The sequence below is a fragment of the Desulfobulbaceae bacterium DB1 genome (assembly GCA_001914235.1).
Lineage (GTDB): Bacteria > Desulfobacterota > Desulfobulbia > Desulfobulbales > SURF-16 > DB1.
Genome location: MQUF01000002.1, coordinates 293,505 through 314,101, shown reverse-complemented (window position 1 = coordinate 314,101; position 20,597 = coordinate 293,505). Strand labels below are relative to the sequence as shown.

The 20,597-nt window shown below is 52.8% G+C and carries 19 protein-coding genes and 1 pseudogene; 7 read left to right on the top strand and 13 right to left on the bottom strand.

Annotated elements, in window-relative coordinates; genetic code table 11:
• The first annotated feature begins 102 nt into the window (after positions 1 to 102).
• Positions 103 to 1,323 (top strand): IS256 family transposase, encoded by a 1,221-nt coding sequence (locus tag BM485_02275; GenBank protein ID OKY76903.1) that lies wholly within the window; start codon positions 103 to 105, stop codon positions 1,321 to 1,323.
• 470 nt (positions 1,324 to 1,793) lie between these two features.
• Here BM485_02275 and BM485_02270 read toward each other — a convergent pair.
• Both BM485_02270 and BM485_02265 read right to left on the bottom strand, forming a co-directional pair.
• Positions 1,794 to 2,591: pseudogene (locus tag BM485_02270) on the bottom strand (hypothetical protein).
• A gap of 711 nt (positions 2,592 to 3,302) precedes the next feature.
• The gene (locus tag BM485_02265) at positions 3,303 to 4,202 is read right to left on the bottom strand and encodes a TIGR01777 family protein (protein ID OKY76941.1); all 900 of its coding nucleotides are present in this window, start codon (positions 4,200 to 4,202) and stop codon (positions 3,303 to 3,305) included.
• Between the two features lie 400 nt (positions 4,203 to 4,602).
• Here BM485_02265 and BM485_02260 point away from each other — a divergent pair, with 400 nt between their 5' ends.
• The gene (locus BM485_02260; GenBank protein OKY76902.1) at positions 4,603 to 4,899 is read left to right on the top strand and encodes a hypothetical protein; all 297 of its coding nucleotides are present in this window, start codon (positions 4,603 to 4,605) and stop codon (positions 4,897 to 4,899) included.
• 172 nt (positions 4,900 to 5,071) lie between these two features.
• Here BM485_02260 and BM485_02255 read toward each other — a convergent pair whose 3' ends face one another.
• On the bottom strand, positions 5,072 to 5,380 hold the full coding sequence (locus tag BM485_02255) for a hypothetical protein (GenBank protein ID OKY76901.1): 309 nt from the start codon (positions 5,378 to 5,380) through the stop codon (positions 5,072 to 5,074).
• 84 nt (positions 5,381 to 5,464) lie between these two features.
• On the opposite strand from BM485_02255, the gene BM485_02250 reads away from it, so the two are divergent.
• Positions 5,465 to 5,863, top strand: coding sequence for a hypothetical protein (locus BM485_02250; GenBank protein OKY76940.1), 399 nt, complete (start codon positions 5,465 to 5,467; stop codon positions 5,861 to 5,863).
• 15 nt (positions 5,864 to 5,878) lie between these two features.
• On the opposite strand, the gene BM485_02245 is transcribed toward BM485_02250, so the two are convergent.
• From BM485_02245 to BM485_02220, 6 genes are all read right to left on the bottom strand, one after another.
• Entirely contained in the window at positions 5,879 to 6,253 is a 375-nt protein-coding gene (locus tag BM485_02245; protein OKY76939.1) for a hypothetical protein, read from the bottom strand.
• Positions 6,254 to 6,275: 22 nt separating this feature from the next.
• Positions 6,276 to 6,473, bottom strand: coding sequence for a hypothetical protein (locus BM485_02240; protein ID OKY76900.1), 198 nt, complete (start codon positions 6,471 to 6,473; stop codon positions 6,276 to 6,278).
• Positions 6,474 to 6,504: 31 nt separating this feature from the next.
• On the bottom strand, positions 6,505 to 8,919 hold the full coding sequence (locus BM485_02235; GenBank protein ID OKY76899.1) for a hypothetical protein: 2,415 nt from the start codon (positions 8,917 to 8,919) through the stop codon (positions 6,505 to 6,507).
• 63 nt (positions 8,920 to 8,982) lie between these two features.
• Positions 8,983 to 9,660, bottom strand: coding sequence for a preprotein translocase subunit TatC (locus BM485_02230; GenBank protein ID OKY76938.1), 678 nt, complete (start codon positions 9,658 to 9,660; stop codon positions 8,983 to 8,985).
• 116 nt (positions 9,661 to 9,776) lie between these two features.
• Complete coding sequence (locus tag BM485_02225; protein OKY76898.1) at positions 9,777 to 10,496, bottom strand: hypothetical protein; 720 nt, start codon at positions 10,494 to 10,496, stop codon at positions 9,777 to 9,779.
• Positions 10,497 to 10,510: 14 nt separating this feature from the next.
• Positions 10,511 to 13,078: a preprotein translocase subunit SecF gene (locus BM485_02220; GenBank protein ID OKY76897.1), complete on the bottom strand. Its 2,568-nt coding sequence runs from the start codon at positions 13,076 to 13,078 to the stop codon at positions 10,511 to 10,513.
• Positions 13,079 to 13,411: 333 nt separating this feature from the next.
• On the opposite strand from BM485_02220, the gene BM485_02215 reads away from it, so the two are divergent.
• Both BM485_02215 and BM485_02210 read left to right on the top strand, forming a co-directional pair.
• Positions 13,412 to 13,789, top strand: coding sequence for a ribosome silencing factor (locus tag BM485_02215; protein OKY76896.1), 378 nt, complete (start codon positions 13,412 to 13,414; stop codon positions 13,787 to 13,789).
• Between the two features lie 13 nt (positions 13,790 to 13,802).
• Positions 13,803 to 15,188, top strand: coding sequence for a threonine synthase (locus BM485_02210; protein ID OKY76895.1), 1,386 nt, complete (start codon positions 13,803 to 13,805; stop codon positions 15,186 to 15,188).
• A 21-nt stretch (positions 15,189 to 15,209) separates the two neighbouring features.
• Here the strand turns inward: BM485_02210 and BM485_02205 are convergent, their stop codons facing one another.
• Together BM485_02205 and BM485_02200 are read right to left on the bottom strand one after the other, a co-directional pair.
• Positions 15,210 to 15,704, bottom strand: a complete 495-nt coding sequence (locus BM485_02205; GenBank protein ID OKY76894.1) for a hypothetical protein — start codon at positions 15,702 to 15,704, stop codon at positions 15,210 to 15,212.
• A gap of 295 nt (positions 15,705 to 15,999) precedes the next feature.
• Positions 16,000 to 17,208 (bottom strand): hypothetical protein, encoded by a 1,209-nt coding sequence (locus tag BM485_02200; GenBank protein ID OKY76937.1) that lies wholly within the window; start codon positions 17,206 to 17,208, stop codon positions 16,000 to 16,002.
• Positions 17,209 to 17,214: 6 nt separating this feature from the next.
• Here BM485_02200 and BM485_02195 point away from each other — a divergent pair, with 6 nt between their 5' ends.
• Positions 17,215 to 17,397 (top strand): hypothetical protein, encoded by a 183-nt coding sequence (locus tag BM485_02195; GenBank protein ID OKY76893.1) that lies wholly within the window; start codon positions 17,215 to 17,217, stop codon positions 17,395 to 17,397.
• Positions 17,398 to 17,542: 145 nt separating this feature from the next.
• Here BM485_02195 and BM485_02190 read toward each other — a convergent pair whose 3' ends face one another.
• Positions 17,543 to 17,821: a hypothetical protein gene (locus BM485_02190; GenBank protein ID OKY76892.1), complete on the bottom strand. Its 279-nt coding sequence runs from the start codon at positions 17,819 to 17,821 to the stop codon at positions 17,543 to 17,545.
• Between BM485_02190 and BM485_02185 the strand changes: the two genes are divergently transcribed.
• Positions 17,822 to 18,352, top strand: coding sequence for a hypothetical protein (locus BM485_02185; protein ID OKY76891.1), 531 nt, complete (start codon positions 17,822 to 17,824; stop codon positions 18,350 to 18,352). It abuts the gene before it with no gap.
• Between the two features lie 19 nt (positions 18,353 to 18,371).
• Here the strand turns inward: BM485_02185 and BM485_02180 are convergent, their stop codons facing one another.
• Complete coding sequence (locus BM485_02180) at positions 18,372 to 20,516, bottom strand: hypothetical protein (protein ID OKY76890.1); 2,145 nt, start codon at positions 20,514 to 20,516, stop codon at positions 18,372 to 18,374.
• Positions 20,517 to 20,597: the final 81 nt, after the last annotated feature.

Below are 20,597 nucleotides of genomic sequence, written 5' to 3'. Positions count from 1 at the left end.
GCGTATCGAGCAATTATCGTTATTTAAGGAGGGTGTAAAATAGTTTGTGTAAATGGCTATGACTGAGTAAGTCAAAAAACTACCCTTTAAAAAGGAGCTCATATGGCCATTGATAAAGAAATTTTGGATCGTTTACTTGCCGACTACAATTACCAGAAGCCCGAAGAACTGATCGGTGAAAACGGGCTGCTCAAGCAGCTCACCAAGGCCTTACTGGAGCGGGCGTTACAGGCGGAAATGACCGTCCACCTGGGCCACGAAAAACATGGAACCATCGTCACCAAAGGCGGTAATGCCCGAAATGGTAACTCTGCAAAGACCATCAAGGGCGACTTCGGTAAAATGCCGATTGAGGTCCCGCGCGACCGCGACAGCAGTTTCGATCCGGTCATCATTCCCAAAGGGCAAACCCGCTTTCCCGGCTTTGACGACAAGATTATCTCTCTCTACTCCCGAGGGATGACTACCAGGGAGATTCAGGGGCACTTGGAAGACATTTACGGAGTTGATGTCTCTCCCACCCTGATTTCAACGGTCACCGATGCCGTTGCTGACGAGGTTAAAGTTTGGCAAAATCGCCCGTTGGACCCCATTTATCCCATTGTTTACATGGACGCTATCCGGGTTAAGGTGCGCGACAATGGGCATGTTAAGAACAAGGCGGTCTATCTGGCTATTGGCATCACCATGGACGGCGTCAAGGATGTCCTGGGAATGTGGGTTGCCGAAAACGAGGGCGCCAAGTTCTGGTTGCAGGTAGTGACTGAGCTAAGAAACCGTGGCGTGCAGGATATTTTCATTGCCTGCGTCGATGGCCTCAAGGGTTTTCCTGAAGCCATTGAGACGGTTTTCCCCTTCACCCAGGTCCAGCTCTGTCTCGTCCACATGGTGCGCAATTCCCTGAAATATGTCTCATGGAAACAGCGCAAAGAGGTGGCTGCGGATCTCAAGGCCATTTACCAATCGCCAACAGCCGAGCAGGCCGAAATGGAACTGATGACCTTTGAAGAAAAATGGGACAAAACGCATCCGTCCATCGGCCAATCCTGGCGAAGAAATTGGGAAAGAATCACCCCATTTTTTGCGTATTCGCCCGAGATACGCAAGGTGATATATACCACCAATGCTATTGAGTCGTTGAACATGTCACTGCGCAAAGTTACCAAGAACCGGGGTTCATTTCCCAATGACGAGTCGATGCTTAAACTGCTTTACATGGCGCTGAACAATATCGCCAAAAAATGGACTATGCCAATCAGAGACTGGAAGGCTGCCTTGAACCGCTTTTCAATCTTGTTCGGCGACAGAATGCCTGCATATTGAAAATTAAAAATGAAAACCATTTACACAAAATTCTTTACAGGCCCTAAGGAATAATACATTTTGTCAGGCGCAAGCTCAGAATAAGGTTAAATTGCTTATTTCTAACTGTCCGGCCAGGTTACTGCTGCCAAGCAGGCATTATTTTTAAAGCCCGATCATATTTACTTCGTTGTTGAACGTTCATAAATTTCCTCCCGCCATTGTCTTGATCAATAACTTACTCGTGTCCACTATTCCATAGCAGGGGCAAGATACGTAATCTCTGCCAGAGGGACTTCCCATTGTTCACACTGACAGAGCCGTTTATAATCCTCTCCTGAATCATCAGACTGGCGCTGCACTATGGCAAGCACAGTAATTCGTTCGATAGTTTCCAATCGCCCCTTCCAACTCTCACATGCAGCTCGTGAGAGTTGGGCAACAATATTGCCCTTGGCATCATGCAATTCGATGTGGTTTTCTTTTGAGACGGCCTGAAGGTGAACCTTCTGATTTGCGCCCGGAATTTTCCTTTCTTCGGTCTCGAAGAGGTCAGTCTTTGCTTTGACGAGATCAGAAAGCTTCTTATAGCCGTATAGCCTAGGATCAAAATCGGGTTGCAACTTAGTCAGATAGCTGCCGAAGGTGCCAAGATGTGCCCATCCCGCGTCGTCAATTGATTGCTCGAGTGCAGTTAAGACGAACGTCTTGGGAAATTTTAACTTTGGCTCTGTTGACTCGGAAGGAGGCTGAGGTGGAATGGATTTTGGCCCACTCACAGTTTTTGACGGCAGGCCCTCTGACTCGACTTCGGTGCTCGCACGAAGGATTTCAGTGAACACAAATTTGTGGCAGGCATTGCGGAACGCCTCCGGTGTTTTCTTTTCACCGAATCCAAGAACAGTGAGGCCCTCCTCGCGCAATCTCATGGCCAGGCCAGTAAAGTCACTGTCACTTGTGACTAGGCAAAAACCATCAAATTTTCTCGTGTAAAGCAAGTCCATCGCATCAATGATTAAAGTGCTGTCCGTGGCATTCTTTCCTGTCGTATACGCAAACTGTTGAACCGGCTTGATAGCATATCGCTGCAGTACTTTCTTCCAGGAGGAACTTGTTGGGGCGGTAAAATCCCCGTATATGCGCCGAACAGTTGCTTCTCCAAATCTTGCAATTTCTGCAAGAAGGCCTTCTATAACAGTTGCTTGAGCATTATCAGCATCAATTAGAACTGCCAAACGAAGAGTTGGCTCTTCGGACTCAATTTTTGCGACTAGTCGTGGGGATACCAATATGCCTCCATATCTCATTAATTGTCGACTCCTGAAGAGACGCAGAATGTCACAGCCTTAGGAAAACATAAAAAACATCTTACATTTCTGAGGATAATATCACCTAGGATATTTTTATCCAGCTATTTCCGAGTCAAAAAAATTTCTTCTATTTCCTTTTTGAATTTAGGTTTGTTTCTGAAAAAGACAATTATCCAAAAAACGATAATCTTTCTCATGAATAAAAAGTCAACGGATTTGCTCATCTGTTTGCCAACTATGGACACTTTCAGGGTCAAGTTTTCGTTGTGTCATCAAAAAAATAATATTCACACGAAAAGTCATATATCCCCATAATTTTTCCGAGACCATTTCATTCTCGGAAAGCACACCAGGTGTTGATCTGCCCATAATTGCGCAAATAAATGACCTCCAACCGGCACGGTATGCCCAAATTATCATCATCACCGGTAATGTCGGAGAATATTGGATTCGCTTGCACATCACTTCATTTACTGACGATCTAACATTTGAAGATACTTTCCCCACTGTCATGAATGCGCAAAACACTGACGGAACTTGGTCGGATCCGACACCTGTTTATGACGTACGCGGTATCAGACAACACAAGATGGCGTATTTCCTACGTGCTTATCCGGAATTTTTATACACCCCGGAGGCATTTCCGGCACCGTCAGAAAATTCTCTTGGGGCGTGGCCGGTAAATATCCCCTAACGGGACGACAGGATGTCTGCAAGCGCGTTGCGCAGCACTGGATGGGCGAAGTGAAATCCCGACAGCAGCGCTGTTTCCGGCAGAACCCGCTGGGAGGAGAGCAGCACCTCGGCAAATTCCCCCAGGGCGATTTTCAGGGCGAATCCCGGAACCGGAAGCAGGGCGGGTCGGTGCAACGCGGCGGCAAGCTGCGCGGTGAACTCCCGGTTGGTCACGGGATTCGGCGTCACGGCATTGATCGGGCCTTTGATGTTTTTGTCGCCTGCCGCATGGAGCATGAGGCTGACCAGGTCATCAATATGTATCCAGGACATGTACTGATCGCCGCTGCCCAGCCTGCCGCCCAGCCCCAGCTTGAAGGGGAGAAGCATCTGCGGCAGTGCGCCGCCGTCGGCCCCGAGCACCACGCCGATCCGCAGTGAAACAACTCTGATGCCGAATTCTTCCGCCTTGCGCGCCTCCTCTTCCCAGGATTTGCAGACCGTGGCCAGGAAATCATTGCCGGCCGGGGACGATTCGTTGAGCATTTCGGCTCCGCGGGAACCGTAATAACCGATGGCAGAGGCGCACAGCAGCGTGGCCGGGGGATTTGGTGTCTGACCCAGGGCGGTGACCAGGTTTTTGGTCCCCTCCACCCGGCTGCGCAGGATGCGATCCTTTTTCTCCGCATTCCACCTCCCCTTGAATACGGATTCTCCCGCCAAATGAAAAACCGTATCCACTCCGGAAAAGACGGCGGGGTCAAGGGGGCGGCCGAGATCCCATTGCCGCGCTTCGACCCCCTGCATCTCCCGTTGTATCCGTGCCGGATTTCGTCCGAGAAGGATCGGAGTGTCAAGCCGCGCGGCAAGATGTTTGCCGACAAAACCGGTTCCTCCGCTCATCATCGCTTTCATGGTGTATTCCTTTTGTTTGTGATTGGTTGATCGCACCCGCAGATATTTTTCCGGGCCACTGCATGGTCTCGCCGAGCAAAGGCGCGGTGTCATGGTTTCTTCAAAGTATACGACAAACCGTTTGCCCATGGAACCGTCATTTTCGACTTGCCTTTATCGAGCAGGCAATGGCTGCCCGCGACCCGGATTTGAAAAAAGCCGTTGCTCTTTTCTATTACCACGCCGTAAATTTTTTCGCTGACGTGCCGAACCTGTTTCCTTTGCCGGGAGGCTCATCCGGGGAGGGTGTAACTTTAATGAAAAATAGTTCCCATCTGTGCTGACTTGATTAAAGGGATTTGATGATTATAAATTTAATTAAATAATTAAATATTCCCTTCTCAGGTATCCGGAGACTGTTATGAATGTGATAGAATATTGCCAGACGGTGGTGGGAGAGCTTGAAAATTGGCGGAAAAGACTGGCGTTGCTGGACCATAAACTTGCCGAGCAAAGCGGGAAGATGCAAGGGAAGGCCCTTGATGAATTCGAAGAGCTTCATGTGATCATCGCCGCCCTTGACGAGCGGGTGCATGCCTTGCGAAATACCTGCCCCATCTCCCGGCGAACATTGCCCCGCAATGAAACGATTGGCCCAGTGACGATCAACTGGGATGCGGCCATGAAAGTCAAAACTGATTCAGGTTGCGAAGGCTGAAACCGCCGGAGTTGCCGGCTGTCCCCTTGTGCGGCCGGTGACGGCCTGTACTACATGCTTTGATTGATGGCCGGTTTCCTGTTGCCGGCCATCCTTTCCGTACCAATCCGTCCCGTCAGCGGCAAGACCCTGCGATGATCGTCGGCGGGCGTCAGGGTTTTGCCCGTCCATCTTACTTGAATTCAAAAACCGTTTCGTTTTTTTTGAGAAATTTATGCTCGCTGCGGGCAATTTCTTCCAGATAGGAAGGGTCATTGCTGATTTTGTCCAGTGTTTCCTGGAGTTGACGGTTTTCTTCCTTCAGTCTGGCGTTTTCCGCCTGGACGTTCTCCATCTGTTTTTTTGCGGCACGATATGCTAAAATGCCGTTGGGCGAAAAAGTCAGCCACAAGGCAACCGCGCATAATGAGAAAACACAGAAAAAGACGAGCAGTCTGATTTCTTTTGTGTTGAGGAGTTTGCTGTTATTTGTCTGGCGCATAGTCACGGTCATGTTAACAAAGAAACTTGAATCGTAAACCAAAGCAGGGAAAAGGAAAAGACAATTTTGAGCGGGAGGCCGAGGATATATCTTGTCAGTGCCTGTCTGGTTGGTTTGCGGACGCGCTATGACGCTCTCGTCAAGCCTTGCGATGGTTGTCGTTCGTATATCGGGGACGCGGTGTGGATTCCTGTTTGCCCGGAACAGTTGGGAGGCTTGCCGACTCCCAGGCCGGCGGCCGATATTGTCGGCGGTGACGGGTATGATGTTCTGTCCGGCCGGGCCCGGGTTGTCACCGGCAGCGGCATGGATGTCACGGCGCAATTTCTCCAGGGAGCACGGCAGGTGCTGGCGATTGCCGGAGGCCGGCGGATTGATGAAATCCTGCTCAAGTCAAAGAGCCCATCCTGCGGCATGGGTTTGAGATTCGGCGTCACCGCCGCCCTGCTGCGGCAGCATGGTTTTGCCCTGAAGGAATTCTGATTTTGCCCGCTTTCTTTACTTCTGATACCAGGAACCGTCCGGTTTCTGCAGCCAGGTTCCGCCAGGGGCCTGTTCGGCAATCTGCAGGGCACGACGGGAACCCACCAGTCCGGAGTCCACCCCCTGTTTTTTGGCAATGGCGTCATAAACCTGGCGGCGATCGTTATTTTCGTCCTTGATCAGTGCTTCCTGTTTTTTTTCACCCCCGCGGAATTCCAGAAAACCTGCATTGTTTTCTCCTATCACCCCTGCCGCCTTCAAGCTGGTAAGTGCCGGCAACCGTTCCTTCATCCTGTTTTTTACATCATTGCCCGCGGCCAGGCAGGAGGCGGAAAAGGAAAATAATACGGCCAGGAGAACAAAAATAAGAAAACGAACAGGCGTTTGCATCTTCATGGTTCTATCCTTTTGGTTATTGCTGAGCATTGTCAATGTCTTCGAAAAAGTTATCCAGTTCCTTGTCCACTCTGATATTGACGTCAATGGTGATGTGAATCGGCTTTATTTCCACCGGTGCAACCTGGATCTCATGGCGGGAATCGATTTCATGCTTGGTGCAGGCGCACAGGAGAAGCAACGGCAGGGCAAGCAGCACAATTCTGGGGCGCATTTAATTTACTCCTCTTGTGAAGAAATTACCTTTATTCGGCCTTTCTATGCAAAAAGTCCTTTATCGATTTATCATACTCGAGAAAGGTGTTCAAGGGGAAACGGAAATTGACGTCCAGCACAATCGGGTGGGAAATTCCGGCGGTCCGGCCGTCTTTGTCCGACAGACGCTGAAATGCGCCGCTTTTGCTGTCGTAGGAAAAGGGCAGGGGAGAGGCGGGTTTGCCGTCAAGGTTCAGTTGCATGACCAGGGTTTCGTCCTCGCTGAACAGATGCAGTTTGGCCCAGTTGTAGGAAAAGTTGCGCAAAGCCTCCTGGGCGAAAGCGAGCTGGCCGAACTGGGGGTTGGTCAGGGGGATGGCCTGGGTCAGGAAATCGCCGCCGCTGATGCGGATGACACCGCCTTCTCCCGGGGTTGAGTAGAGAAAACTCGGTTCAAAGGTGATTTTTTTGTCGGTGAAGAGAATGGGAATGCGGCCGTTGACCGTGCCCTCTCCCTCGACATTCTTGATGCCTGCCTGGGAGAGGATGGCGGCAAGCTTCAGCTTATTGCAGTAAAAAACCATTTCCGGCTGCAGATGCTGCTCTGAAAAACGCATGGCATAGCTGGAGATCGTTCCTCCGGCCCAGTTGAAAGTCGCCTTTTCCAGAAAAAATGAGTCAGGTGATTCAATGTTGAAGTTGACCGTTCCGCCGTCAAGTTGCAGATCGCCGATGTTTGCCCGGCTGAAGCCAAGTTTCTGATTCGGCGCACTGCGAAGACGCGGCAAATTGGGAAAAGTGATCGCTGTTTCAATGCCCGTGATCGCTGTTTTGCGGCCGGCCAGTTCGACTGCCCCCTCGTGAACGGTTATTTGTCCGGTGCCGGTCGGTTTGTCGTCGGCAAAAGTCATGCCTGCCTTTGCGGCAAGGGCCCCGCTGACGACCATGTCCGCGGCGGCCGGAAGCAGTTGCCGCAATGAAAAGTTGTGCAGCCGGGTGAGGGGCAAATCAACGGCAAGCTCCATCTTGGCCTTGTCGGCATTGAAATCGGCCGACATCGTTGTTGTCGCCCGTGCCCCGGGCAGAAAATCGGTGTGGAAATCACCCTTCATGATCATACTTTTTTGCTGCTGATTGATCCGTCCGTTGAAGCGGCCGATGAGCTGGTCGCGCCATCTGATTGCCTCAATCGTCACCTTGCCTTCCTGCGTCTGTTCGGAAAAGGGCAGGCTGAAAGGCAGAAGCAGACGGCTGTTGCTGATTTTCACCTCGCCTGACGGCGGGATAATCGACACTGCGCCAATGCCGATATCCGCCCGACCGTGAAATCCCTCTCCCGGTTTCCCTGTTGTCTCGATGGTGACGGCACACTGCGGAATTTTGGCCTGGAAATCATCATGGTTCATTTCCAGGGACAGGAGGCAGCGGGAGGTGATATCGATCAGGTCAGGCCGCAGGGAGCCGTGTACGGAAAAAGAAGATGAATGGACATGAAGTTTCGTGCCGCCGCTGTGAACGGCAAGCTGAAGGGGCGAGCCATTCAGCTCAAACTTCAGGGGCTCCGTGCTGTTTGGTTGGGTTGCCTGAAAAGAAAGGGTGAAAGGGGTTTCGTCATCCAGGGAGACGATGATGTCCCGGTGCGTCATTTGTCGGGCGTGAAACATGACGCTGCCCTGTAACTCCGCCGGAAAAAAGGGGTTGAGGTGCAGAGTGCCGCTGCCGTTCATGTTGATCGTGGTTTGTGGCGCCAGTCGGGCGAGGATCGGCCCGTGATCGGCAAAAAGACGGGGATTGAGGTCCGGCGCGGCAAGCTCGAAGTGGATCGTGCCGGCGTCGGCGTCGTACATGCCGGAAAGCCGGATCTCTTGTTCCCGTGGGAAGATGGTGATGGTGAAGGAAAGTTGCGTGGTGTGGGCCGGGGGGTCCTGCCTGTCCATGTCCGCGGCAAAGGGGAGGCGAAAAAGCTCTTTGTCGGTCCGGCAGATCAGGGTCGCCTGGCGGATGCGTATCTGTTTCACGGAAAAAGGAGGATTTTGCCGGGAGCTCTTTTTTTCCGCCGCGGGTTTTTGCTGCAAGTCGTCAAGGATCTGCTGCAACCGCGCATCATCGACAAGCAGTTTGTTGCCGGCGAGGCGGCAGCGGATCTCCACGCCGCTTAAGGTTATCCGTTCAATTTCCTGTTTGCCGATCAGGGCGCCGAGGGAATAGTCGACGTCCAGGGATGAAACCTGCAAAACAGGGGATGGCTCGGAACCCAGGAAAAATCCGCTGTGTATTCCCGTGCGTCCGATAAGGATCGGTCGGGCCTGCAAGGTGCTGATGCCGTGATCCGCGGCAAGCGAGGGCAGGAGCCGGGCGGAAATATACCAGGGCAGAGTGAGGGTGAACAAGGCCCAGAGCGCGAGGGGAACGACCGCAAAAAGGATGGCGAGCAGGAGCAGGAGGCGTTTTGTTTGAGCCGGCATAAGGGACGCCTAATGGAGGTATTGCCTTGCGGCGGAAAAACAACGGGATCTTGTTAATTCATACTATCGCACTTTCAGCAATTTCAGAATAATAATTCCGGTTTCATAAAGAAGATACAGGGGGCCGCCCATGAGCAGCATGTTCACCACGTCCGGAGTCGGGGTGAGCAGCGCGGCGACAATGCTGATGGCGAGTATTGCATAGCGCCGGTTTTTTTCAAAGGTAGAGCGGGGGCAGACGCCGGCGCGGGCGAAAAAAACCATGAAGATCGGCAGTTCGAAGATAAGGCCGAAGGCCAGGACGAAAACCGTGACAAAGGAAACGAATTTCCCCACGGAAATAATCGATTTCAGCTGCTCCGATTCAAAGCCGAGGAGAAATTCTATCCCGAAAGGCAAAGTGACGAAGTAACAGAACAGGGTGCCGCTGTAAAAAAGGATACAGGTAAAAAAGATAAAGACCAACAGGGCCTTGCCGGACAGGCCGAAAGGACGGGCCATGGCCCGCCAGAAGCAGGTGACAATCCAGGGCATCAGGCAGAAGAGGGTGGCGAAGAGGGCCAGCTTGACATGGGCGAGAAAGGGTTCGGCCACGGTGAAAAAGGCAAGCTTCTGGTCAAGATGATTTTGCATTCCGCTGAAAAGAGCGGGAGAGATGAAATAAAATCCCAGGGTGCCGAGAGCAATGCCGAGGGCAAGCGAAAGAATGGTCTTGCGGATTTCCAGCAGGAAACCGAGCAGCTTTTTGCCCGGGGGAACACTCTGTTCTTCCGGGTGGTCGCTTTTGGGGAGTGCTTGTGGGTTCAAAGGCTCATTCATTCGCCATGCAGGGCACGGAGAAAAGTGTGTGCTCGGAGTTAGATCGTGGTTTCCCGTTCATTGAAATATGTTTCAATCAGCCGGTCGACCGCTGACCGCAGCAATGCAAGATCCGTCATGGCACTTGGGCCGCAACCCGACCTGGTGCCGAATTCTTCCAGATTGTAGAGGGTGTTCAGGTACAGATCCCGCTGTGCGGATGACGGGCGGAATCCCTGTTTGATTTTTTCATGCTGCAGCAGGGACAGTAAACAATCATTTGCCGCGTAATAGTCGGCCAAGCCCTGGTCGGCAATCCACAGCTCCAGGTTTATCGTGTCCGGCGCGGCAAAGCCGTGGCAGTGGGGTTCCTTCAGCAGCACAAAAAAGGCATGGTCACAACCGTTTTCATCACGCCGGGCGCCGCGCCCCAAGGGATAGGTGCGGCAGGCGGCCGGGCGGCCGGGATAAACCCGGCATCCCTGCTCCGAGACAAAGGGGCAGCTTGCCCTGCCGTCGTCAATCATGCCCAGATAAACATGGGGAAAGATGTCCCCTTCCTCGAATTCCACAACCGCGTAACGGTCCAGAAATTCCTTGCCGGAAATCTTTAATTCCCTGGACAGGCGCAAAACATCGTAGGGCGAAAGGGCCAGGTCCAGTTGCCGGCAGCAGTCGGTGAAACAGTCCACTCCCGGATGGCAGGCAAAGGTGAAATTCTCTCCTTCCCGCAGCCGGGAGACATGCTCCGACAGATGCAGATCTGGTTCGTCCGTCATTTTTCTTTCCCAGCTCAGGCAGCTTTTTTCTGCCAGAAAATCAGCAGCGGGCTGGCGACAAAAATCGAGGAATAGGTGCCGACGAGAATGCCGATCAGCAGGGCAAACGTAAAGTCGTGGAGGACCGTGCCGCCGAAGAAATAGAGCGGTACCAAGGCGATGAGCGTAGTCAGCGCGGTGGCAAGGGTCCGGGTCATGACCTCGTTGACACTGTTGTTGATGATGCCGCCCAGGTCAGGGTTCTGGATCTGTTTGTGCAAGTTTTCCCTGATACGGTCAAAAACGATGACTGTATCATTCAATGAATATCCGGCCAGGGTGAGCAGGGCGGTGATGATGAGCAGGGTGATCTCGATGTCGAGCATCCAGCAGATGCCCAGCACCAGCACGACGTCATGGAAGGTGGCGATGGCCGCCGCCATGCCGAACCGGTAATCAAAACGCAGGGCGATATAGACGACGACACCGGCCAGGGAGATGAGAATTGCCTGCAGTGCCTTTTCTTTCAGCGTATCGCTCACCGAGGCGCCGATTTCCGACTGGCTTTCCAGGCTGAATTTGTATTCCGGCAGTTTGTCACCCAGAAAGGCGGTGATGATTTCCGTGTCCTTGCCGACGATCTGCGCCGATTTCTTGATTTTAACGATCAAGCGGTTTTCGCTGGTGACCGGCTGCAGGTCCACTCCGTGCAGGTCGCTTTCGGCAAATGCCTTGCGCACCTTTTCCAGGTCATAGGACTGCGCGGCCTGGTACTGCAACAGGGCGCCGCCGGCAAAGTCAACGCCGATATTGCCCTGGCCCCGCATCAGCTGCACGAAGGAAAACAGTCCGATCAGCGTCATGACGGCGGAGACGGTAAAGGTGAATTTGCGCATTTTCATGTAGTCAAGATTGGGTTTCTTAATGAGATGCAGAAACTTGACGGGGCGCAGAAGCCTTTTATAGTGCAGGGTGTCGTACACCATCTTGGTGCAGAAGAGGGTGGTGAACAGGTTTATGGATACGCCGAGGGTCAGGGTGACGGCAAAACCCTTGATCGGTCCGGTACCGAAGAGAAAGAGGGCAAACGAGGTGATCAGGGTGGTGACATGGGAGTCGACAATGGTGGAAAAAGCCTTGTCAAAGCCGGCCTCCACCCCGGAGCGCATTGATTTGCCGATATCGAATTCCTCCCGCATCCTCTCGAAAATAATGATGTTCGAATCAACCGCCATGCCGATAGACAGGATGATACCGGCGATACCGGGCAGAGTGAGGGTCGCCTGCAGGGCGGACAATCCGCCGAAGAGGAAAAGGATATTCAGCACCAGGGCGCCGTTGGCGATCACGCCTGACAGCCGGTAATAAATAATCATGAACAGGATGACCAGGGCGGTGCCGAGCAGGCCGGAGGAGATCCCCTTGTTGATTGAATCCTGACCCAGCGAGGCGCCGATGGTCAGATTCTGGACAATGGAAACCGGTGCGGGCAGGGCGCCGACCCGCAGGATAATGGCCAGGTCCGCGGCCTCTTCATAGGTGAAGCTGCCGGAAATCTGGGCGCTGCCGCCCAGGATTTTTTCGCGGATGACCGGGGCGGAACGCACCACCTCATCAAGGACGATGGCCAAACGGCGGTTGACGTTTTTTTCCGTGATCTGGCCGAAAACCTTGCCGCCCCGGCCCGTCAGGTCAAGACTGACATAGGGCTCGTTAAAGTTGCCTCCCACCCGCACCTGGGCGTCTTTCACCATTTCGCCGGTCATCAACACCTGATTTTGCAGGAGAATGGGGGTTTTGATCTCGCGGCCGGTCTGCTGGTCTGTTTCTTTTTCAAAATAGATCTGGGTGTCATTGGGCAGAAAGCGTTTGATCGCCTCGTTGAGCTTCTCCCGGCTGTCCCCTTCGCGCCACTGGCCGGCGGTCACCGCCTGATTGATCAGTCCGGGCAGGTCAACGCCGCTGTCATCCACCACCTTGAATTCCAGCTGGGCGGTCTGGCCGATCAGGCTCAGGGCCCTTTCCGGGTCCTTGACGCCGGGCAGCTGGACAATGATTTCGTCCTTGCCCTGGCGGACAATAACCGGCTCGGCAACGCCGAACTGGTCTATACGGTTGCGGATGATCTCCAGGGACTGATTGACCGCATTTTTATTGATAAAGTCGATCTGGTCGTCATTGAGGGTCAGGGTGACGCGGGGAAAGGATCCTTCAACCGTCTGGACGTCGATAGTAAGGTTGGGGAAATCGTCCTGCACCAGCTTTTGCACCGTGTTCGCCGATTCGGCGTTGGGCAGGACGAAGACCACTTTCTGCTTGTCACCGGAGGCACTCTGGACCACCGATATCTTCTGGTCCTTCAGGTTGTTTTTCAGGTCCTGCGCGGCGAAATCCAGGGAGTTTTCAATGGCCTTGTCAAGGTCGACCTTGAGGACGAGATGCATGCCGCCCTGCAGGTCAAGGCCGAGATTCAGCCCCTCGGGCGACATGTATTTTTTCCACCAGTCCGGCAGGTTGCCGTAAAAAGTGGGGAGCAGGGTCAATCCCGAAAAGGCGATAAGGGTGAAGAGGAGAAGAAACTTCCATTTTAATGATTTATTCATTCACAGTGCTCCTTTGACGGCCTGGTGCATGATTTGTCTGGATTTATACGCTGCGAGATTATACTCCAGATGCCACAGAAGTCAATCGCATGAATGTTCAATTGAGGATTTAAGTTTTTACCATTATGGTTTATGGTATGTGATGAAGTTGGTCTTGCAGGTCGGCAGCGCATTTTTTTTGTCATTGACGGCGTTCCGCATCCCTGTTATCTGGATCAACCTGAAATATGGCATTGTCAGCTGCTGTCCTTTCCGGATAAAACATGGCCCTGATGGGTGTTTATGTCAATACCGGTAGAGCGAAAAGCCTACCATTCAACACGGACTGTAAGGATGAAGAGAACTCCGAAGAAGTATCAGGAAAAGTCGAGTCTGGAGCTTGCCCGCATTATCAGCGGGGCCGCTCTCGATAAAAAAGCCGAGGATCTGGTTATCCTTGATGTGCATGAACTCTCCTCGTTTACCGATTATTTTGTCATCATGAGCGGTCGCTCCACCCGTCATGTTCAGGGTCTGGCGGATGCGATCGAAAGTGAACTCCGCCTGAAAAGATTGCAGGAGGGCACCACCGAAGGGGCGCAGGAAGGCTTTTGGGTGCTTCTTGATTACGGCGATGTGGTGGTGCATATTTTCTATCATGAGGAACGGGCCTTCTACGACCTTGAAGGGTTGTGGCATGATGCCCCGAGAATCGGCGTCGAGGAAGAATGACAGGGGGGCCATGATGAAATATATCAGCACCAGGGGAGGGATCTCCCCCATATCGTTCAAGCAGGCGGTGATGATGGGGCTCGCCACGGACGGCGGTTTGCTGCTGCCGGAATCGATCCCCCAGGTGAGCGAAGAGACGATCGCGGCCTGGCGCGGCCTGTCCTATCAGGATCTGGCCCATGCCGTGCTTTCCCTTTTTGTTGATGATATCCCCCCGCGGGATCTCAAGGAGCTCGTCGATCGCTCCTACGCGACCTTCACCCATCCGGCAATCACGCCGCTGACGGCAAAAGGCGATGTGCATATCCTTGAGCTGTTTCACGGCCCGACCCTTGCCTTCAAGGACGTGGCCCTGCAGTTTCTCGGCAATGTTTTTGAGTATCTGTTGAAGGAGAGCGGGGAAAAGATGAATATTCTCGGCGCCACTTCCGGGGATACCGGCAGTGCCGCCATTTACGGCGTGCGGGGCAAGGAGCGGCTCAATATTTTCATCCTCCACCCCCATAAACGGGTCAGCGCCGTCCAGGAGCTGCAGATGACCACGGTCATTGACGCCAATGTTTTCAATCTGGCGATCCGCGGCACCTTTGACGACGGGCAGTCCATCGTCAAGACCCTGTTCAATGATATTCCCTTCAAGGAGAAGTATCGTCTGGGCGCGGTCAACTCCATCAATTGGGCCCGCATTCTTGCCCAGGTGGTTTACTATGTCTTTGCGGCGCTTAAGCTGAGCGGGCCGGGCGGCAAGGTGGATTTTTCCGTGCCCACCGGCAACTTCGGCGATATCTTCGCAGGGTTTGTGGCGCGGCAGATGCTGCCCGGCCGGATCCGCCATCTGGTGCTGGCCACCAATGAAAATAATCTGCTCAGCCGGTTTGTTCAGCATGGCGACTATTCGCTGGACAAGGTGGTGCAGACCTCAAGCCCCTCCATGGATATCCAGGTGGCCAGCAATTTTGAGCGCTATCTCTATTTTCTGTATGACCGGAATGCGGATCGCACCAGGGAAGCCATGGCTGCCTTCGCGACAAGCGGCAGCCTGCGGTTCAGCGCGGCGGAGCAGAAAAAAATCCAGGCCGCTTTTCTCACGGCAAGCGTGAACCGGCAGCAGACCAGTGAGGTGATTGGTGATTTTTACCGGCGGAACGACTATGTGCTTGATCCCCACACCGCGGTAGGCGTTGGTGCGGGGATCCGGCATCGTGATCCGGCGGTTCCCATGGTCTGCCTGGCCACCGCCCATCCCGCCAAATTCGGGGATGCGGTGCTTGCCGCCATCGGCCGACCGCCGGAGATGCCGGAAAGCTTCCGTGATCTGCACGGTCGGGAGACCCGTTGTCGGGTGCTTGATGCCGATGTGGATCAGATCAGGGAATTTGTCGAGCAGAACGCCATTTGAGCCGTTGCCGGCCTTTTTGCTTTACTCCGTGCCGATGGTCACCGTAATGTGCGTTTCACCCTCCAGGGGCATGACGGCAATGTTGGCGGCCCGCCCGTCCTTTTCATAAATGAGGATTGTCTGGCCACCCATGTTCATGGAGGCCTGTTCAGCCCATCCCTGGGAAACCATCTGCTCCTTGTAGCGTGCCGCTACTTTTTCCACCCCGTCGGGCGTCGTCAGGGAAACGGAATAGCCGCCGGTCACCTCGACGGCTTGCACCGCCTTGGACGGCTGGTAGAGGTATACGTCGGCCGGGAAGTCCTTCGGAATTTCTGTTACCTCGCCGGTGGTGACGGAATATTTTTCACCCTCGGTTTCTCCGGTGATCTTCATCCCCTTTTTCGCGAGGTCCACATCCGCCTTTCCTCCGGTTTCCTTTTCGATCTGTTTTTCAATGACCTTTTCTTCTGTTGAGTTTCCGCATCCGTTGACCAGGAGCAGACAACAGCACAACGCCAGATAAAATTTTTTCATTTTCAGCCTCCCGTGAAAGTTATTTTGCTCACTTTAATTTGAAAGGCGTAGAAAAATCAAGCTGTTAATGTATCATCCCGCCGATTTGCAGCAATCCTGCTCCGGTAAATCCCTGCCGGCGGAGGCAATCCCGGATCGGCTGTCGCGGTGTCTTCGGCGTGGGCACGCAATTTTTGCCCGGCAACAATAAAAAAAGGCCGGGACACCCCATCCCGGCCTTTTTAAGAGGAAAAATGATTTCAGCGCCTCTGCCATGGCGGCCATGTCAAAGGGGCTGAAGAAAAGGTTTTTGGGATTACTCGGTGACAACGGGGGTGTAGCGAATAACGATATTGTCGCCGGCGAAGCTGTCGGCAACCGTGATCCAGAAATTGAGGCCCAGGTTGGCCGCATCTTCAATGTAATCCATATACATCGGATTGGTGGCCTCGCCTGCGGCAACGGCGGCGATGGCCTCGTTGATACTGCTGTAGACCGGCTGTCCGAAAGCGGCTTCCAGGTCACCGAGTACCTCGGGGGTGCCGGGGGTGGTGCCGCGGAAGGTAACCCAGGTGCCGTTGCAGGTAAAACCGGTTATGTCGTCGCCGCTGTGGGTGCCGACGTGAACGAGGTTGGCGGAGTCGGCGCAGTTGCCCATCAGGATGTTGTCGGTGTTGATGTCGCCGTCATCATCCCAGAAGATGGCGACGGGAGCGCCTGCGCTGTTGACCCACGGCCCGAAGACATTGGAATAGGTGGAGGAGACACCGGCGCTGGTGATGGTGTTTTCGTCGGCCACCATGGTGAAAATCATGCGCTCGACAGGGTTGAAGTAACCGGGCTCGGGATGGTATTTGTCAGCCGGTCCGGCCAGGCCCTGGGCAAAATTGGCGGAGAAAACCAGGTCTTTCTGGGTGGCGGTGGATACCAGGGAAGTCCAGATGTTTCCCTTGTTGTCGGAAAATCCCAGGCCGTCGCCGGGTGTTGACGGGATGAAATTGCCGCCTGCATCCTTGGTGCCGAGTTGAATGGTGAACCCGGCCCACAGGTCTGCCGCGGTACCGTTGGTCAGCTTCTGCTCCATGCGATATGTGGTGGTGGGGCCGGCAATGACATGCAGGTCAACATCCAATGGGCCGCTGACGGTATTTTTTACTTTGGCGCGCTTGCTGGACTGCAGCGGATCGGAACACTGCTTGTCGCTGAGGTCATAGGGGTTGTAGCCGGTGGTCATGATGCAGTTGGAGCCGTCGACATCATCGTGGTTGACCACCTTGAGGCCGTCCGGTTGCACGTCTCCATGTTTCCAGACCACTCGGCCGTTGCTGGCTGTCATGGTGTCATCAAGGTAGATAATACTGTTGTAGGTGATGTAATCCACATAGCCGCCGACCGGCTCAGGGTCGGTGACAACCAGGCTTTTGTCCCACTCCGTAATAATACCCGCGTTCGCTGAAGCCGCTGCCAGAAGTCCGAATGCCGCACTGATAAAGATTGTTTTTTTCATCATCGTTTCTCCATTCATGAAATTATGTTTCATTTACGTTTTGAGGGGTTCCTGCAAAAACTGCGTGAGCGATGGATCAAGTTGTTTTCTTTAAAAACGGCCGTTTTTAAATTTTTTTTCAACAGTACTTCTCTTGGGCGTGCTTATTCAGCAATGGGGATGCCATCAGTTGATTTTTGCTGTTTTTTTTCTGATATTATTGCGTAACTATCTGTTGTTGCCGGTTATTTTCAATCAAAAAATAAGTTAAGACAAAGACCGGACTGAGTACGGCAGGATGAGATGCTCATCAGAAACTGATGAGCGGCTGGTCAGATCGTGACTGATTAACAGGTGGAACAATGTAATATAACTACTTGAATTTATACCACATTGTTAATTGTGACAGAGTGGTGCCGATCGTGGGAGGTAGGGGCAAATAGGGACAGGTGAATTCAAATTGCAAACGCACCACGAGCCTCTTTCCGGCTTCCTCCCACACGTCGATCACGGTGTCGGACGTCAGGCTTGTGCCCTGCACTTCGTATTTCTTGTGCGCGGGACTGAGCTGGAGATAGAACTCTCGAGAACAAAAAAGGTCAGAGAACTCACGTGGACGCTCCCAGGGAGGAAAAAAATTAAGCGTAGCCAAATGCCGGCCGCCAGCAAGGCGGGAGGCGGATTTACAGCTCAACTCCAACTCCGCAAACAAAAGCTAAGAGCAGACTTGACCCCGCCCCCCCCCCTTTCTTTTTTAAGTCTGCCTGAAAGCCCTTTTACGTATGATGTCATCGAATCCCTCTGCGCAAACCAAAGTGAAGCGGCCCTCGCCTTGCTTGAACGGAAATTTGTTGATCCGAACCAGGACAGACATGAAAAGATAAGCTGGATGCGCGAATTGATTCTCCCCAGACGCACAGACATGCCGCTCCTCACACTCTGCAAGCATATGGTGATGCAATCCCTGCCCGATGAGCTCCGGCCGTTTCTCGTTGAGGCGTTATTTGATTACCAGCCGGAGGAATGGTACATTGATGCAGCCCCTCCGTCCCCTCCTCCCTTCTCCGAAACCGACCGGCCGGCCAAAAAAACTCTCACTGAGATCGGAAAATTCGCCCTCAAAAAGCTGAATCTTACCCCCCGTCAGGAAGATGCGGTAAAATCGGTTTTGCGGGATTTGTGAAAATCGATTCACCAACAGCTTAATTCAATTTAAACAGGGAAACCTGTGCCTGCAACTCCGAGGCAATACCGGCAAGCTCTCCGGCGGAACTTTTGATAACAGAAGCTCCCTGGGCTGACTCTCCGGCAACTGCACTCACTCCATTGATATTTCTCGATATTTCTTCGGCACCAGAGGCAATTTCTTGAATGCTTGTGATGATTTCCTGCTCAATATTTGTCGCAAGCTCGCGAATATTGGCGGAAACTTCATCAACACCCTGGGCTGTTCCTGCGATTGTCCTAGCAACTTCACCAACGGTGGCGGTCTGCTCTTCAACTGCCGCAGCAATACTCGTATTGATTTTGTTAACCTCTTCACTGATTCCGGAAATTTCCCCAATAACGGTGACAACGGAGCCGGTTCGCGACTGCATGTCCCGGATCTGGCGGACGATATTATCCGTTGCTTCAGCCGTCTGCTTGGCCAGTTCCTTGACCTCACTGGCAACAACGGCAAACCCCTTCCCTGCTTCTCCCGCTCTTGCCGCCTCAATGGTGGCATTGAGCGCCAGTAGCTTTGTCTGCTCCGTGATTTCCGTTATAACATTAATGACGTTGCCGATGTCTTTGGCCGCCTGATCCAGCTCATTAATCATCTGCATGGAGGAATCACTCTTCTCCTTGGCAAATCCTGAATACCTCTGGGCATTTGAACAATTTTCAGCGACTTCCTTGATTGATGCGGTCATTTCTTCCATAGCGGCGGAAACATTATTGACATTGGCCGACATCTCACCTGCAGCCGCAGCGATGCTGGATGAGTTTTTCGACATGGCTTCTGCTGTCATTGCCACAGTTCGAATATTGACCGAGATCTCTTCAGTAGCGGCGGATGTCGATGCAGACTGAGCCGAGAGTTCTTCCGCCCCGGAAGCCATTTCCTCAGATGTGGCGGACAGTTCCTCGGAAGAAGCCGCCGCCATATTGCTTTTTTCAGAAATATCAGACATGATCTGACGCAGTTTGGCGGACATGGTGTTTAATGCCGCGGCAAGTCGGCCTATCTCATCTTTTTGGTCAATGGCAAGTGTTTCCCTTAAATCACCATCAGCAACCTTCTGGGCAAATCCGACGCCAAGGGCAATGGGTCCTGAAATCTTCCGTGCCAGAAAAAAAGAAACAATGATGCCGGCGCCAATGGCGACAAGCACTATGGCGATGACAAGCTGCCTGGTCTGCGAAGCTTTTGCATTAAAAAGCTTCTCTTCCTCCGCCATGGTGTCATCCAGCTCTTTACCAATATTTCTCAGGACACCACGAACCTTATCAAGGGCGGGACTGCTGACAGTGAGGTAAATTTCGTTGGCTTTGTTCAGACCGGCCATATTATCAAGAGCTCTTTGCTTGATGCTGTCGAGCCCTTTCTTTATTTCTCCCAGAGCAGGCATGGTTACAGAACTAAAAATCTCTTTGGTTTGCATCTGGGCATCCGGATCACCCTCAACCCAGGCACCCTGCATTGTCACCACCGATCCATGCAGACGGGCATGGGGATCAAGGAGTCCGTCAATGACAGGTTTCAGATCAGGATCAGATTCTATGGCTTTCTTTGCGCCGTCACCATACAACCATTGACCCAGTTTGCATTTCTGAGGGTCGGTCTCTACTTTGAACGTTGATGCCTGGCCTGAGAAAACCAATTGGATCTTATTGACGAAATTCAGGTGATCAGCCTCTCTTTCCGCCATGACAAGAGGCAAATGAAGGTCAGCGTCTTTATAATGTTTTTTAATTTCCGCCGCAGAAATGTGCAGATCATGATGCAGGGGTTCAATCTCTTTCAAGAGGGGAACAAGGGAAGGCAGCAGTTCCTCCGCATGTTTTCGGCCTTCACCATAAAGCCATTTGCCGAATGCGCATTTGTGGTCATCCAACTGGACATCCAGTTCATGAATGTTCGGATCAGCCAGAAAGGCGGCAACCTGTTTGGCCCAGTTCAGATGGGCTATTTCTGCTTCCGTAATCTCGGTATTAACTTTATTGACTGCGGAAAAATCCCCCGCGCCCTTGACTATCTTGCCAACCCCAGCCGTGGACACGAGACCGACAATAAGTGTGAGCAGTATTATGCCGCCAAATCCGATTCCCAGTTTGATGGAAATTGAAAGATCCTTCCATTTCATCACAACCCCCCTCATGTTTGATGTTTATTGTTTATTTCCATGACAACGCTTAAAATTTACCTTGCCAACTTTGGTTATCGT